General features: G+C 58.2%; 13 protein-coding genes. 6 read left to right on the forward strand and 7 right to left on the reverse strand.

Annotated features, from left to right (window positions below; genetic code table 11):
• Positions 1-101: 101 nt before the first annotated feature.
• From AC56LW_RS13565 to AC56LW_RS13580, 4 genes are all read left to right on the forward strand, one after another.
• Positions 102-695 carry a hypothetical protein gene (locus AC56LW_RS13565; RefSeq protein WP_332531860.1) on the forward strand — a complete coding sequence of 198 codons (594 nt, stop codon included), beginning with the start codon at positions 102-104 and terminating at the stop codon, positions 693-695.
• Positions 696-762: 67 nt separating this feature from the next.
• Entirely contained in the window at positions 763-978 is a 216-nt protein-coding gene (locus tag AC56LW_RS13570; protein WP_332531974.1) for an HPr-rel-A system PqqD family peptide chaperone, read from the forward strand.
• The gene (locus tag AC56LW_RS13575) at positions 966-1883 is read left to right on the forward strand and encodes an HprK-related kinase A (RefSeq protein WP_332531861.1); all 918 of its coding nucleotides are present in this window, start codon (positions 966-968) and stop codon (positions 1881-1883) included. Before AC56LW_RS13570 ends, AC56LW_RS13575 begins: the two co-directional genes overlap by 13 nt.
• Positions 1880-3013: a nucleotidyltransferase domain-containing protein gene (locus tag AC56LW_RS13580; protein WP_332531862.1), complete on the forward strand. Its 1134-nt coding sequence runs from the start codon at positions 1880-1882 to the stop codon at positions 3011-3013. Before AC56LW_RS13575 ends, AC56LW_RS13580 begins: the two co-directional genes overlap by 4 nt.
• A 160-nt stretch (positions 3014-3173) precedes the next feature.
• Here AC56LW_RS13580 and AC56LW_RS13585 read toward each other — a convergent pair whose 3' ends face one another.
• Positions 3174-4049, reverse strand: a complete 876-nt coding sequence (locus tag AC56LW_RS13585) for a PEP-CTERM sorting domain-containing protein (RefSeq protein ID WP_332531863.1) — start codon at positions 4047-4049, stop codon at positions 3174-3176.
• A 248-nt stretch (positions 4050-4297) separates the two neighbouring features.
• Here AC56LW_RS13585 and AC56LW_RS13590 point away from each other — a divergent pair, with 248 nt between their 5' ends.
• The gene (locus AC56LW_RS13590) at positions 4298-5125 is read left to right on the forward strand and encodes a HesA/MoeB/ThiF family protein (protein WP_332531864.1); all 828 of its coding nucleotides are present in this window, start codon (positions 4298-4300) and stop codon (positions 5123-5125) included.
• On the opposite strand, the gene AC56LW_RS13595 is transcribed toward AC56LW_RS13590, so the two are convergent.
• The 5 genes from AC56LW_RS13595 to icmF form a co-directional block, all read right to left on the reverse strand.
• Entirely contained in the window at positions 5105-5953 is an 849-nt protein-coding gene (locus AC56LW_RS13595; RefSeq protein ID WP_332531865.1) for a PEP-CTERM/exosortase system-associated acyltransferase, read from the reverse strand. The two genes, AC56LW_RS13590 and AC56LW_RS13595, sit on opposite strands and share 21 nt — an antisense overlap.
• A gap of 30 nt (positions 5954-5983) precedes the next feature.
• Positions 5984-6856, reverse strand: a complete 873-nt coding sequence (locus AC56LW_RS13600) for a PEP-CTERM/exosortase system-associated acyltransferase (RefSeq protein WP_332531866.1) — start codon at positions 6854-6856, stop codon at positions 5984-5986.
• A 64-nt stretch (positions 6857-6920) separates the two neighbouring features.
• On the reverse strand, positions 6921-9701 hold the full coding sequence (gene prsT / locus AC56LW_RS13605; protein ID WP_499635042.1) for an XrtA/PEP-CTERM system TPR-repeat protein PrsT: 2781 nt from the start codon (positions 9699-9701) through the stop codon (positions 6921-6923).
• Positions 9702-9933: 232 nt separating this feature from the next.
• Positions 9934-10242: a hypothetical protein gene (locus AC56LW_RS13610; protein WP_332531868.1), complete on the reverse strand. Its 309-nt coding sequence runs from the start codon at positions 10240-10242 to the stop codon at positions 9934-9936.
• 66 nt (positions 10243-10308) lie between these two features.
• Positions 10309-13608 (reverse strand): fused isobutyryl-CoA mutase/GTPase IcmF, encoded by a 3300-nt coding sequence (gene icmF / locus AC56LW_RS13615; RefSeq protein ID WP_499635046.1) that lies wholly within the window; start codon positions 13606-13608, stop codon positions 10309-10311.
• A gap of 201 nt (positions 13609-13809) precedes the next feature.
• Between icmF and AC56LW_RS13620 the strand changes: the two genes are divergently transcribed.
• Complete coding sequence (locus AC56LW_RS13620; RefSeq protein WP_332531870.1) at positions 13810-15027, forward strand: cyclic di-GMP phosphodiesterase; 1218 nt, start codon at positions 13810-13812, stop codon at positions 15025-15027.
• A gap of 13 nt (positions 15028-15040) precedes the next feature.
• On the opposite strand, the gene AC56LW_RS13625 is transcribed toward AC56LW_RS13620, so the two are convergent.
• A complete protein-coding gene (locus AC56LW_RS13625; protein WP_332531871.1) occupies positions 15041-16075 on the reverse strand; it encodes a GGDEF domain-containing protein in 1035 nt (344 codons plus the stop codon).
• Between the last annotated feature and the right edge of the window lie 47 nt (positions 16076-16122).

Below are 16122 nucleotides of genomic sequence, written 5' to 3' on the forward strand. Positions count from 1 at the left end.
CACTTAAGTAATTGTTTTTTATAAAATATTCCCGCAGGAACTTTTTTGGGCACGAATCTTGCTCGTTTATCTGCGTGCGCAATTGAAATCGAGGACTATCCGTGGCTAATGATCAACAACAGAGCGGTAACGAGCCGCAGCAGCTACCCCCACCGGTACCGCCAGCGATGCCCAAGCACGGCGCAACGCGTCGTCGCTTGGCCAAGGCAGGCCTGGGTGCAGCTGGTGTGTTGTGGACGCTCGAGAGTCACGCCACGCTCAGCAAAACCGGTTTCGTGTGCGAGTCGCCGTCGGCGTACGAATCGGCTGGCCTGAACAGCAACATCGCTACCGAGCAGCGATGCCGTCCCTTGTCGCCAACGATGTGGTGCTTTATCCAGAGTGGTTGGCCTTGCAACAAGACAAAGCGCTTTGCCGAGGTCTTCTCCTGCAATGAGCGTCGTTTTGCAACAACGTACTACAGGGATAGCCTGCTTGCAGTGATGAAGGCAAGTTACGACCGGGATAAAATCGGCTGCCACCTGGCAGCGGCTTATCTCAATGTCATTTCCGATCGCGTTCCGGTTCTCGACGTACCTACGCTCAAGCGCATGTGGAGCGAGCTCAAGGTAAGTGGTCACTTCAAGGTAGACGCCAATACGTACTGGTCCGTTACCGAGGTCAGAAATTATCTTGTCTCCATCCACGGCCGGTGACCGCACCGGGTCTTGGCGCCGTCCCGGGGATGCAAGCTTGCATTTCCGGCAGTTTCAAGATGAAGTCGTGTTGTTCAATTCGCTGTCTGGCGCCACCCATCTACTGAGTCCTGAGGCGCTCGTCGTGCTTGAGCAACTCGATGCGGGCCCGCTCTCCGAATCGGCCCTGACGACGGCGCTGCGCGATCGCTTTGAAGTGGACGATGCGACCTTGTCCGACGACGTGGCCAACCTGCTCGGACAACTTGCCAGCCTGGATCTCATTGAACAATGTCCCTTGTAGCCGATCTGGGCCGTGCTGAACTGGTGCGGCGTCTTGACGGTCCCGGTCTGTTACTGCGTACTGGACCTTTTGTCAGCCGTATTCAATCAAATATTTCACTCGTCGTCGATGGGATAGGGTCTCTGTATCACGACTATCCGATCGAAGAGGAAGGGGGCTTCGCCGATTTTCAGGTGCGTCTGCGTCAGCCCACCGGCCTGCGCCGCTGGTGGCATCCGCAGGTGCGCTTCGATTACGATGGCCGCCAGCCATTCGCCCCGCTGCCGCTGGCCCAGGCTTGGCCGATGTTCGAGTGGGTCATGAACTGGTGCGTTTCCAATCGTGCTCACCGCTACCTGATCGTGCATGGGGCCGTCGTCGAGCGTAACGGGTGCGCCATCGTCTTGCCAGCGCCGCCCGGTTCCGGCAAAAGCACGCTGTGCGCGGCCCTAGTCTGCCGTGGCTGGCGTTTGCTCTCGGACGAACTGACGCTGGTACGGCGTGGCGATGGCCTGCTGGTGCCGCTGGCTCGTCCGGTCAGCCTCAAGAATGCGTCGATCGATATCATCCGCGCTTTCGCGCCCGATGCTTTCCTGGGTACGCCGGTGCCTGGCACCACAAAGGGGACAATTGCGCACCTGAAAGCGCCGCCCGACAGTGTTGTGCGGTTCAGCGAGCCAGCGCGTGCACGCCATATCGTGTTCCCCCGCTATCAAGCAGGGGCCGTCACATCGCTCACCTCCGTTTCCAAGGGCCAGCTATTCATGCAGGTGGCCGACAACGCGTTCAATTATTTCGCGCTCGGGCCAGATGGCTTCGACTGTCTGGCAAATCTGGTCGATAATTGTGATGGTCACGAATTTATCTACAGCCAGCTTGACGAAGCCATTTCCCTGTTTGACCGTCTGGCGGGAGTGAGGCCATGATGTCGCCTGCCTCATCGCTGCTGGTCGAGGTCCTGGCGACGCCGGGCCGGGTTCGCTTTCTCGACCTGCCTGGCTGGGAGCGCTTGCTACGCCAGGCCAACAGTGCCAATGTTGGCGCGATCCTTGTCTATTTGCTGGAAGACAACGGCCTGCTCAACGATGTGCCGCTCAAACCGCGTGAGCACCTGGAAGCAGCGCGTATCGTGGCCCTTCGTCACCGGCGCCTCGCCGGCTATGAAGTTGGACGAATTCGCAGCGACCTGGCCGGTCTCGGTCTGCCATTAATTTTGCTTAAGGGCGCTGCGTATGCAATGGCCGACCTACCATCCGGGCGCGGGCGTCTGTTCTCGGACATCGACATCCTCGTGCCGAAGGAATGGCTGGATCGGGTTGAGGGGGCGCTGATTCTGCATGGCTGGGCCAGCACCCACCATGACGCCTACGACGAACGCTATTACCGCACCTGGATGCACGAGCTGCCGCCAATGGTGCATTTGCGCCGTGGCAATGCAATCGATGTGCACCACGCGATCCTGCCCGAAACAGCACCGGTGCGGCCCAACCCGGCACTGCTGCTCGCGGCAGCGCGGCCGATTCCTGGTGAGCAGGGCGCGCTGGGTGTCTATACGTTGTGTCCACATGACATGTTCTTGCACAGCGCCGTGCACCTGTTCTTTGGCGGCGAATTTGACCAAGGCTTGCGCGACCTGTTCGACCTGCATCGCCTGGCGCTGCATTTTGACAACGAGCCAGGGTTCTGGGATGGTCTCGTGGCGCGTGCCGATGCGCTGGAACTGACGCGCCCGTTGTTTTACGCGCTGCGTTACATCACCTGCACTTTTGACACGCCGGTGCCAGCGGCAACGCTGGCTGCTGCCGCGCCGTTTGGCCCGACGCGCTTGTTGTTGCCATTGATGGATGCGCTATTCCTGCGCGCGCTGTCGCCATTGCACCCGGAGTGCGCTGCGCGCTTTGATGGTGCTGCCCGCTTCATATTGTATGTGCGCGGAAATTGGCTGCGTATGCCCCCGGTGTTGCTCGCGCGCCATTTGTTTCATAAGGCTTTTCTTGTGTCAAAGCCAGTCAACGCAAACCATACACCACCTACGCTCGACATCGATCACAGATAGTGCTTGATACGGCCTGTGTTAACCTTGGCCTGAACCTTTTTTGAAGGTATAGACTGGGGACAAGCAACTGAAAATCGCGCTGCGTGCCTTGCACGGACAATCATTTTGGCGTAAAAAACGCCTGGCAAGCCAGGCGTTTTTTTGATACTGCAAAGTTCTATTAAGCGCGACGACGGCGACGCAGGGTAGCCAGACCGGCCAGGCCCAAGCCAAGCAGTGCGACCGAACCTGGTTCTGGCACTTCGCCGACTTCACCCAGCACATCGCCGCTAGCATCGACGGTCCAGCCTGCACCCAGCGAAGCGCCAGTTTGGCTGTAAGTGGTTTTCAGATACAGGTCGTGTGCGTTGCCGTTCGGGTCCAGTTGCGAATTGGTGTTGAACAGGTTTGCCCAGCTACCACCAGTCACGTCCAGGTAGCCGGAGCTAGCGCCGCCGACGGTCGAGTTCTGGAAGGTCGACTGGTAGGTGAATTCTGGATCGCCACCGATAACGCCAGCGCCGAAGACAGCGGACAAGGCCAAATCACCACCGACATTGGTGATGCCGTTGTAGTCTTTTTCACCGGTGCGGCCGTTCGGGCCAAAACTTGCATTGTAGTTATTGTTAGTGAGGTACATGTTCAGCCAACCACCGGTACCCAGAGTTGCGGTCAACGGGTTGCGGATGCCGCTCACTTCAACATAGGTATCCTTGATGCCGCCAAACATACCGGTCAGGTATTTGCCGTCTTCACCACCGCGGAAGATGAAATCGCCGGTCGACACGCTGGTGATACTTTGTACGGAGAAGATACCCCACGTGTCTTCGCTGCCATATGATTTTGGCGCTTGCTTAATGCCAGCTACGCTGTCGCAACCACCAACCGACGAACATTTTTCACCAACACTGTTACCGTAATTGACAGTACCAGCATCGAAAGCGTTGAAAGTGATTTTCAGGTCACCAGCGACCAGGGTCACGGCGCTTGCTGGGGCCATCATGCCAAACGCCAGAGCGATACCAGCGGCGATTCCCGAAATTTTCTTGACGTTCATTTTGTTTCCTCACGAGGGTTGATGTGTACGACTGCGATAACTCCTTACTTAGCACAATGCATGCCAGGTAGGTGATGGAAAGCGCAAGTTATTGATTTTAATAGATAAAAAATCTTTAGAGAATTATTTTCTTCAACTGTTAGAGGTTGAGTGTAAAGTTTGTCGACACAATACAGGCCTGTCGTGCTCAGAGTTTTCTGACTACAATTGTGTCTGCACATAAATGTATTTCAACGATCGGAACAATCATGACCACTTTTCAATATGATGAGTTTGTTAAACGCAACAGTGGATACATTACGGCGGAAACTCAGGCGCAGATACGAACAAAACGGATCCTGTTTGCAGGCTGTGGACTCGGTAGTGGTCCTGTAATTTGCGCGGCCCGGAGTGGATTCCAGAATTTCGTGCTTATTGATGGGGACGTCGTTGATGCGCACAACCTGAACCGCCAGTTTTTCTATTTCGAAGATATCGGTACGCCAAAAGTCGAGGCGCTGAAAAAACACATCTTGCGGATCAATCCTGAGGCGAATGTCGAAGCACATGTTGCTATGCTTGACGCCAACAATGCGGCAGAACTAGTGGCAAAGGTCGATTTGATCTTCGACACGATCGACTTTGTCGATCTCACAGCAGTACTGGCGCTGCATGGCAACGCTGCGGCACTTGCCAAGCCGATCTTTACGGCAATGAATATTGGATTTGGAGCAGGCGTCTTGTACTTCCCGCCAAATACCGGTAATTCATTGCCTTCAATTTTGCAGAAAGATGTCGATGCCGCTGCAGCCAGCGGCAATCTCAGCTACACCGAAGTATTTGGGCGTGTCATGGCGCGCATTGGCGCACATTTGGATCGCCAAGTGATGGAAGAAGTTTCAAAAGCGCTGACAATTATGGAAGATGGGACAGTCTGCCCAGCATCGCAAATTGCTGTGGGCAGTTTCTCAGTAGCAGCATTAGCCGTGGCAATGATGCACGACATGTTGGCGGGCATGACGGTTCCAGCGGCGCCGGACATGGTCGTCCACAGCTTCCGTAACCATGTCACCAAGTTAATTAATATCGCTGCCTGACTCAGGCTTGCGCACCACATGCATGCGCGAATGATGATGACGCTCAACTATCGGAACTTTTTCGCTGAACCACGAGGCCAGTTCCGGGTTAGTGTGCATCATCTTTCGTCCAAGGTCATGCAAGTCAAGGATGTAAGGTGTGACGGAGCCATAATAGTCAGCTTCGGGTCCGATGGACTGGAAACGGAAACCCATTTTCCTCAGAGCATGCGCTAGCGAGCGTTCCATTGCGGCATACCAGTAGCGGATTCCTGCCTCCTGACTGTGGCGATACATTTCACGGTACATGCCGAGCAGAAGCATCGGCGAAGTATTGTCGCGCCGGTCAGCACCTGGATCGAATTCACGCTCAGGGATTGGCGCAAACCCCGGGATGCCTAGTACGCTGTCGGCACGCCGGCGGCGGTGGCTTTTCTTGACTACCAAACGTGATACTTCAGCAGCCTCTTCGCGTTCTGGCAAATTGAAGTAATCAAACACTTCACAATGCAACTCAAATGGATACGGCCTGCCGCGTTCAGGTTGAACTAGCCTGACCGCGCCCACCAGTTTTTCTTCCATGGTATAGGCTGCAAAGTGAGTAGAGTCGTTGTCGTAATCGTCCAACTCCATGCCGTCAACAGAGTGTTCAACCGGTAGAAATGCGCATTCCACGCAGTAGACTTGGTGACGCAACCTGAAGATGTCATTTGGTGCAGCAGTACTGTGCCCGCCTAAATAAGCCCGAAAAATCTGGCTGTTTGCGTGATCGTAGGTTTCTTGGTGTGCCCCAAAACTTATGCGAGACAGGAATGCCTCGGGATCGACACGCGTTTTTCCGTTATTCATGAATATATTGTTGTCCTATGAGGACCCTAGTTATTTTTTTCTGGAGTAACTCTCCAAAAAATTGCTAGCCATAGTCTTTGCCATGATCCAAAAGGGAATCGGTTCATCATTGAACCATGCTGCCAGGAATTTATTTTCCCTATGTAAACGTTCGTTCAATTCATCCAGGTCGGCCATGAACAATGTCACAGGCCCGTAGTAATCTACTTGTGGCCCAATGGGTTTGAATGGGAATCCCATCTTGCCCAGTGAGCGTGCCAGCGACCGTTCCATTGCCGCATACCAATACCTGATATCATTCTGTCGACTGTACCGAAACATCTCGCGATAAAGGCCGAGCAATAATAACGGACTATTTCCGCGTTTGTCGCGCTGCATTGCTGTTCTTGGCTGAATTTTTTCAGTCTTGCCTTTTTCCATGAAGTCTTGGGAGATGCCTTCCATGGAGTCCCCACGCCGGCGGCGGAAGGTCTTGCGCACGACCAAGCGTGAAATTTCAGCAGCCTGGTCGGGATGTGGAAGAGCAAATTCAGGGAATGACTGACAGTGAGAGGCGAATGGAAAAGGCCGGTCCACCCCAGGTTGAACAAGGCGAACTGTGCCGATGATTTCATCGGTCAGGGTGTACGCAGCGAAGTGAATCGAACAATCATCAAAGTCATCCGATTCCATCCCGCAATTAAAATCATTGCCATCTAGAAAATTCCGTTCCAGACAATAAACTTCGTAGCGTAATCGAAAAATTTCTTTCAATATTTTCGATTCCAGTTCTCCTTTTAATACCCTATGGAAATTAAAGTACGGTACGAGAATATCGCGCTTGCCGTTCACTTTGCCGAATAGGCGGCTAATCACGCCGTGTTCTTTTCGTCGGGACTGTGTTCGCTGGGTAGTGGACGTCATAATGGGGTGGTGAAAGCAGTGAGGACAAAAAGAGTTAGGCCGCTCTAAGGCGGCCGTTGAGGGATTACAGTTGCTTCAACAACGCTTTGGTGTCTTCCAGCGCCGAAAATGGCTTGCCGCTTGCTAATAAGTGCTCAGCTTCTTTACGTGCCCCAGCCTTGTCGCCGGACTTGGCCAGCGCGGCGGCAAGGTGATAACGCATATCAGGTGCGTCCGGTGCCGCCGCCACTGCCTTACGCAACAAGTCAGTACCGCGCGCAGTGTCGCCCCGTTCAACCAGGATCCAGCCCAGGGTATCCATAATCGCAGCGTTCTGCCCAGCAATCTTGAAGGCTTGCTCTGCCGTTGGTAAGGCGCGCGCGTCTTTTTCTTGCTGATAGGCCCAGGCCAGGTTGTTAAGTGCTGCCGCATCGTTTGGCTTTACTTTCAAAGCGGCTTGCAAACTGGCGATCGCAGGCTTGAATTGACGCTTGGCCAAGTAACCATCGGCGACGAGCATGGCGATCATGTCGTTGCCTGGATAAGCGGTATGGAATTTTTCCAACCGTGCTTGACCTTCTGCTGCGCGGCCATTTTGTGCCAGCACTTGCGAAATCTTGATCAGGAGCGCTGGCGAATTTGTCAGAGCGAACGCTTTGTCGTACGCGGCTACTGCAGCAGGTACATTCTTGGTGGCCAACATCATGTCACCTTCGAGTACGAAGCCGTTCGGTACCTTTGGATTCTCGGCCTGTACCCGGCGCGCAATGGCCAAGGCGTCATTTGGCTTGCCTGCACGGATTGCCATTTCCATCTGACCAGCGAGCGCTGGGACAAAGCTCGGATTGATCGCCAACGCCCGCTTGAGCGCCTCAGCTGCGGCTGCTTCGTTCTTCATCTGCATCCGCACTTCTGCCAGTCTCATTTGCGGCATTGGTGACTTCGAATCCGCAGCGGCGAGCTTGCTGAAGCTTTCCAAGGCACCTGGAAAATCTTTTGTTGCAAGCTGTGCCTGGCCAAGCATATCGATGGTCTGGACATCGGTTGGATGCGTCACCAGCGTCTTGCGCAGCAGTGCGACAGCCTTTTCAGGTTGCTTCACACTTAGATAATAGGCACTCAGGTTCAGCGCCGGTGGCAACGCGTTCGGATTTTTGGTCTGCGCGGTTTCAAGCCACTTGCCTGCCTCTGCAGTATTACCTTGCAACTTGCCCAGAGCAGCCAAGGCATTCATTGCTGCGAGATTTTTGTCGTCTTTCGCCAGCAGTGCTTCAAAACGTTTCTTGGCGCTGTTGAAGTTTTTGTCGGCCACATCCATTTGAGCCAAGTTGGCGACGGCCGGGAAATATGCGGCGTCTAACGTCAATGCGCGCTCCAGGCTGGCGCGGGCCTCCTTGCGATCGTTGTTGCGCAGAGCGACTTCACCTTTGATATTTTGAACAACAGCGCTGGCTGGTTGGGCTTTCTCGAGGGCTGCTATTGCCGTCAGCGCGCGATCGATCTTTCCAACGCGCAGTTCCGCCTGTATAAGGGCAGCGCTGGCTTCGATCGAAGTTGGATCCAGGCGCGTGGCCTTCTCAAGCTCATCGATGCCCCCGGCAATGTTCCCTTGTCCCAGGCGTGATAGGCCGAGCGCAGTGTGCATGCCCGCTACGTTAGGCGCCAATGCGCTGGCCTTTTCAAGGTAAGAACTGGCCTTGGAGAAGTCGCGTTCTTGCAAATAGGCCTGGCCGGCGAGTGCCAGCAATTGCCCGTCACCGGCATTATTTTTCAGGGCCGGTTCCAGGGCTGCAATGGCAGCGGCGGACTGATTTTGTTTGAGCAGCCCTTGGGCCAGCAGTTTGCGCGCATAGACATTGTCCTGATTGCTTTCCAGATAACGTCGCAAATGCTGTTCGGATTGACGCAGATTGTTCAAGTTAAGTTCGACTGCACCCGCAAGCAGCATGCTTGGCGGATGGTCTGGTGCTACCTTCAGAATCTTCTGCAGTGATTCTTTCGCCGCTACATTCTCGCCAGCGTTAAATTGCAGCAGCGCCTGCGCGTAGGTCACGGTCAGCGAATTGGCACCGTTCTTGCGCGCCGCATCGAGATCGACCTTCGCTGCAGCCGCGTTTTTCATGTTGATATGGACGAAGACTTTTTCCAGGTTGGCACTACGGTGTGCCGGATCAATCGATAACACTTTGTTATAGGCGTCCAGAGCTTCCTGGCTCTTGGCTTGGCTGCGCAGCATGGCCGCCTTCATCATCCAGATTTCGGTATCTTTCGGAGCACGCGTGGTTGCGTCATCAATCAAACCCTCAGCAGCGGCTGCATCGTTACCAAGCAGCGCGATACGGGTCAGGCCAACGAGTGCATCGCCAGAATTGGCGTCCAGTGCCAGACCGGCTTGGTATGAGGTGCGCGCTTCATCAGGTTTGTTAAGTGCTAAAAATGCATCGCCACGGCGCGCCAGCAAGACGGCCGAGCCTTTGGCCTGCGCCAGGCTGATATCGTCCAGAAGTGGCTGAAACTTGCCCTGCATTAGCAGACTTTTTGCGAGCAGGGGTAAGGTTGTCGAGACTGGGACATTGAGGCTGGTTGCCTTTCGCAATTCCTTCTCGGCCGATGCGGCATCGCCCATCTCGAGCTGCAGCATGCCAAGACGCAGACGCGCCTCGGCGTTTTCAGGATTTTGTGAGACAGCATTCTTAATTTGGATCAGGGCTGCCTTGCGGTCGCCTTTTTGTACATACTGCTGTGCTTCCGCTAGCAATTCGTCCGTAGCTTGGGTGCGATTGCATCCACTGATTCCGAAGCTTAACAGAATAGAGCCAGCGATCGCAGCTGCGGTAAATTGCTTTTTGGTAAGGTTTCCCGACATTATCTTTCCTTCTGATGAAGCTCGCAAATATGTTTGGGGTGCAAGCGTAGTTTCCCGAATAATAATCATAACTCATGAGGTTGACTTCGGTTCCTTCTTATCATTCGTTCGCGAAAATCAGACCTTCTGATTGAAAATTGTAGAGAAACACCCCTAGGCAGCGTTGTAATTTGGGATTAAACAGGCGACGTCATGAATGCATGTCCTGGCATGGAAAGGGTGGACTTGTGATTTATACGGACGGTTTGCGCAAGCGCGTGAGCAACATTTCAACGTCCTCGCTCACCGGCAAGCCATGCCGCCGCAACAGCCGTATATGAAGCACGAGGTTTTCCAGCACCAGCTTGGCCGACACGGCAAGCAGGGTCATCAGGCGATCTTCGTGGCTGAAGTTTTCCATCGCCGCCGCCATCTCGCACAGGTGATTGGCGACGAGGTCACGCAGTTCGTCTTCGGGGAACGGGAGGTCGGCGAAGTCGATCGGGTCTTCCTGTTCGACTTCGCGCATCAGGGCGGCGAGTTGTGCGGGGCGGATCGGCATGAATGACTCCGTGGTGGTCACTATCGTAATCACTAAGCCATTCTAGGCCGTTTGCAGACGGCGTTATTACATATTGCGCCGATACTGCCCACCCACTTCAAACAGCGCCGTCGTGATCTGCCCCAGCGAGCACACGCGCACGGCGTCCATCAGGTGTGTAAACACGTTCTGGTTGTCGATTGCGGCCTGGCGCAGGGCGGCCAGAGCGGCCGGCGCGGCATCCGCATGACGCGTGTGGAAGGCATCCAGGCGCTGCAGCTGCGACTGCTTTTCGTCGTCGGTCGAGCGCGCCAGTTCGATGGTTGCCGGTGCGCCCGAGCCCTTCGGGTTGCGGAAGGTATTGACGCCGATAATCGGCAGCGTGCCGTCGTGCTTCTGGTGCTCGTACAACATCGACTCTTCCTGGATCTTGCCGCGCTGGTAGCCGGTTACCATCGCGCCCAGCACGCCGCCGCGTTCGGCGATGCGCTCGAATTCCTGCAGCACCTGCTCTTCGACGAGGTCGGTCAGTTCGTCCATGATGAAGGCGCCCTGGTTCGGGTTCTCGTTCTTGGCCAGGCCCCATTCGCGGTTGATGATCAGCTGGATGGCCAGCGCACGGCGCACCGATTCATCGGTCGGCGTGGTGATCGCTTCGTCGTAGGCATTGGTGTGCAGCGAGTTGCAGTTGTCGTAGATCGCGATCAGTGCCTGCAGCGTGGTGCGGATGTCATTGAAGTCGATCTCTTGCGCGTGCAGCGAACGGCCCGATGTCTGGATGTGGTACTTGAGCTTTTGCGAACGGTCGTTGGCGCCGTAGCGCTCGCGCATCGCCACGGCCCACAGGCGGCGTGCGACGCGCCCGAGCACCGTGTATTCCGGGTCCATGCCGTTCGAGAAAAAGAACGACAGGTTCGGCGCGAAGTCGTCGATGTGCATCCCGCGCGCCAGGTAGGCTTCGACGAACGTGAAGCCGTTCGACAGCGTGAAGGCCAGTTGCGAGATCGGATTGGCGCCCGCTTCGGCAATGTGATAACCCGAGATCGACACCGAGTAGAAATTGCGCACGCCGTGGCGCACGAAATATTCCTGGATGTCGCCCATGACCTTCAGCGAAAACTCGGTCGAGAAGATGCAGGTGTTCTGGCCCTGGTCTTCCTTCAGGATGTCGGCCTGCACGGTGCCGCGCACGCTGGTCAGCACCCAGGCGCGGATCTTTTCGCTTTCATCCGGCGTGGGCTGGCGGCCGTTGTCGTGCGCGAACTTGTCGATTTGCTGGTCGATCGCCGTATTCATGAACATCGCCAGGATGGTCGGCGCCGGGCCGTTGATCGTCATCGACACCGACGTCGATGGGCTGCACAGGTCGAAGCCGTCGTACAGCACCTTCATGTCGTCCAGCGTGGCAATCGACACGCCCGAGTTGCCCACTTTGCCGTAGATATCGGGCCGCAGCGCCGGGTCGGCGCCGTACAGCGTGACCGAATCGAACGCGGTCGACAGGCGCTTGGCGTCCATCCCCGTCGAGACGAGCTTGAAGCGTTTGTTGGTGCGGAAGGCGTCGCCTTCGCCGGCGAACATGCGGGTCGGGTCTTCGCCTTCGCGCTTGAACGGGAACACGCCGGCCGTGTAGGGGAACGCGCCCGGCACGTTCTCGAGCATCAGAAAGCGCAGAATTTCGCCATGGTCTTCAAAACGCGGCAGCGCGACCTTGCGGATCGGATTGCCCGACAAGGTTTTTGTGACCAGGCGCGTGCGGATTTCCTTGTCGCGCACGTGCGTGACGTAGTCGTCGCCGGCATACGCGGCCTGCAGCGCAGGCCAGGCCGCGACGAGGTTTTTGGCTTCGCCATCCATCGCGTTGTCGCGTTCGGCCATCAGGCCGTCGAGCGCGTCGCCCGCGGCGGCGCCCTGGCCGGCGGCCAGCAGCATGCGCTTCGATTCGCCCAGTTGCTGGCGCTCGCGTGCGAGTTTCACCTGGCGCGCCACGTGGCGGTGGTAGCCGCGCACGGTGTCGGCGATCTCGGCCAGGTAGCGGCTGCGCGCCGGCGGCACGATCACGTTCTTGCCGCTCGAGTAGCGCAGCGCCGGCGCGGGCAGGCTGCTCGCATCGATCGGCAGGCCAAGCGCCGCGAGCCGGGGCAACAGGCCGTGGTACAGCGCCGTCACGCCATCGTCGTTGAAACGCGACGCCTGGGTGCCGAACACCGGCATCTGGTCCGGGCTCTGGCTCCACAATTCGCGGTTGCGCTGGTACTGCTTGGCCACGTCGCGCAGTGCGTCGAGCGCGCCCTTGCGGTCGAACTTGTTGATGGCGATGAAGTCGGCGAAATCGAGCATGTCGATTTTTTCGAGCTGCGAGGCGGCGCCGAACTCCGGCGTCATCACGTACATCGACGTGTCGACGTGCGGCACGATGGCGGCGTCGCCCTGGCCGATGCCCGACGTCTCGACGATCACGAGGTCGAACCCGGTCACCTTGCAGGCCGCGATCACGTCGGGCAGCGCCTGCGAGATTTCCGAGCCGGCGTCGCGCGTGGCCAGTGAGCGCATGAAGACGCGCGTCTGCCCGTTCCACGGACTGATTGCATTCATGCGGATGCGGTCACCCAGCAGCGCGCCGCCGGACTTGCGGCGCGACGGGTCGATCGAGATCACGGCGATGTTCAGGCGGTCGCCCTGATCGAGGCGGATGCGGCGGATCAGTTCATCGGTCAGCGACGATTTACCGGCGCCGCCGGTGCCGGTGATGCCCAGCGTCGGCACGCGCAGCGTCGCGGCGTGTTCGAGGATCTGCCCGCGCAGCGCGGCGTCGACCTTGTCGTTTTCCAGCGCCGTGATCAGCTGCGCCAGCGGGCGGTGGCGCGCGGCCAGCTCGCCCTGCTGCAGCGCCGCCAGCGTGGTCGGGGCGTACGGCGACAGGTCGACGTCGCAGGCTTGCAGCATCGCGTGGATCATGCCGACCAGGCCCATGCGCTGGCCGTCTTCCGGGCTGAAGATGCGGGTGACGCCGTAGGCATGCAATTCGTCGATCTCGTGCGCGACGATCACGCCGCCGCCGCCGCCGAACACCTTGATGTGCTCGCCGCCGCGCTCGCGCAGCAGGTCGATCATGTACTTGAAGTATTCGACGTGGCCGCCCTGGTAGCTCGAGATGGCGATGCCTTGCGCGTCTTCGGCCAGCGCCGCCGTGACGACGTCATCGACCGAGCGGTTGTGGCCCAGGTGGATGACCTCGGCGCCATTCGATTGCAGGATGCGCCGCATGATGTTGATCGAGGCGTCGTGGCCGTCGAACAGCGAAGCGGCGGTGACGAAGCGCACTTTGTTGGCCAGTTGCGGGGTGGCGGAGGCAGCCAGGTTGGCGGCAGTGGTCGTATCGTTCATGGTAGCGGTCCTTGAAGGCGTGAGGACGAGGAGTGCTGGTACGGTATCTGACGTTAACGTTAACGTCAAGCTGAAGGCGCGATGTCCCGGTATGTGTACCGTGCCTATAGGGCAACAACAGGTGATTAAAAGAAATCTCTTCGTTATACTGGTGGCATAACGACGCGCAGCGTCGGCATCTCGTAATGAAAGAGGCAGCAGATGTTAAAAAAAGTCGATGCGTCACAGCTCCGGGTGGGCATGTTTATTCATGACCTCGATTGCGGGTGGATGGAACACCCTTTCGTGCGCAGCAAGTTCCTGCTGTCCTGCGAGAGCGAAATCCAGAAGATCCGCGATGCGCGCATCCGCGGCGTCGTGATCGACTGCAGCCGGGGCATGGATGTCGACGCGCCGACGCTGGCGCAAGCGCAGGCGGCTACCGAAGCTGAAGTGACGGCGCTGGCCACCACCCTGACCAGCCGGGCACGGGTATCGGTCGGCGAAGAGCTGCGCCGCGCCGCCACGGTGCGGCGCGAGGCGGTGGGCGTGGTGCGCACGGTGATGCAGGATGCGCGCCTGGGCAAGGCCGTCGAGCTCGAGCAGGTCGGGCCGGTCGTGCAGAACATAACCGAATCGATCCTGCGCAACGCAGGCGCCTTGCTCGGCCTGTTGCAGATCAAGAACAAGGACGATTACACGTTCCTGCATTCGGTGAGCGTGTGCGCGCTGCTGGTGGCGTTCTGCCGCTCGCGCAATCTGGACGACGAGCGCATCTACCAGGCCGGCATTGGCGGACTGTTGCACGACACCGGTAAGGCGCTGGTGCCGGATGCGATTCTGAACAAGGTGGGGCGCCTCACGGACGCCGAGTTCGAGATCGTCAAGCGTCATCCGCGCGATGGCCACGACATCCTGCTGCGCACGCCCGGCATCGGCGCCATTCCACTGGACATCACGCTGCACCACCACGAACGGCGCGACGGCAGTGGTTATCCGGACCGTCAGGCCGAGGACGCGATCAGCGAGCTGGCGCAGATGGCGGCCATCGTCGACGTATACGATGCGATCACGTCGGAGCGCTGCTACCACAAGGGCATGCCGGCGGCCGAAGCGCTGCGCAAGATCCACGAATGGAGCAAGTTCCACTTCAATCCGGGATTGGCGCAGGAATTCATGCGCTGTGTCGGTATCTATCCGGTGGGCACGCTGGTGCTGCTGGAATCGGGCCGCCTGGGCGTCGTGATCGAGCCGCATGAAACAAGCCTGCTCACGCCCAAGGTCAACGTGTTCTTCCACACCAAACAGCAGCGCTACATCAAGCCCGAGACCGTCGATCTGTCACGGCCGCTGGGCTTTGGTGGCGGTGACCGCATCGTGCGTCACGAATCGGCCGAGAAGTGGCAGGTCGAACCGCTGCGCTTCATGCAGGTGGCCTGAGCGCGCAACGCGTTCAGAAGAATTCGGCGGTGTCGTTGGTCGTGACGGTCTGCAGCAGGCCGCCATCGACCAGCGCTTCGTAATGGCACACGCGGTTGCGGCCGTTGGCCTTGGCGAAGTACAGCGCCTGGTCGGCGTGGCCGAGCGTGACGACCGGCGAATCGGCCGCGCTGACACCCGTGAAGCCGATGCTGACGGTGACTTGCCCCACCTGCGGGAAATGGTGGCTTTCGACATCGAGACGAAAGCGCTCGATGATGCGGCGCGCGTTCTCGAGCGTCGTCGAGCGCAGCAGCACCACGAACTCTTCACCGCCAAAGCGGAACACCCGGTCCTGCGTACGGAATGACGACTGCAGCAGGTTGGCGATCAGGATCAGGACCTCGTCGCCGTACAGGTGACCGAAGCGGTCGTTGACCGTCTTGAAGTGGTCGACGTCGACCACGGCCAGCCACTGCGCCTCCGCCCCATGCTGTCCGCGCCGCTCGGCCAGGCCGGGCATGACGGGATCGACATCAGTGGCATGCAACATGCGCGCCAGCTGGTCGTCGAAGGTCTTGCGGTTGAGCAGGCCCGTGAGCGAATCGCGCTCGCTGTAATCGAGCAGATTCTGGAAGTTGCGGTACACGCTGACGATGCCGCTGACCATGTACAGCGCCTCCGGCGTGAACGGGGTGTCGTGGACGATCTCGAGGCAGGTATCGGCCCGCTCGCCGAACCAGATCGGCAGCCACAGGCGGCGCAAGCCGTCCTGACCCATGCCTTCGGCGCGTGTGGCGTGCTGGCGCAGGCACGCCTCGAGTTCAGGGTAGGTGGCGATCGGCTCGCCCGGGCCGCTGTCCTGCGGTTCTTCCGGACAGGCAACGCCGCCAGCCTGGATGCAGGCGCGCGAGCGCACGAACAGCTGGTCGCCAACCGTGGAAATGCCCAGGACCCGGGTCTGGTTCGCGCCCGATAGTTCCTGGACCGCCGAGATCACCGAGATGTCCAGCATCGCATGATCGCGGTGGCCGGTCATGTCCACCATGTGTCGCAGCAGGGAATCCATGTCGTCGTCGTCAGGCCAGCCAAAGCACGAAAAAAAAGACCCTGCAG

The sequence above is a fragment of the Telluria sp. LT2P80 genome (assembly GCF_059685955.1).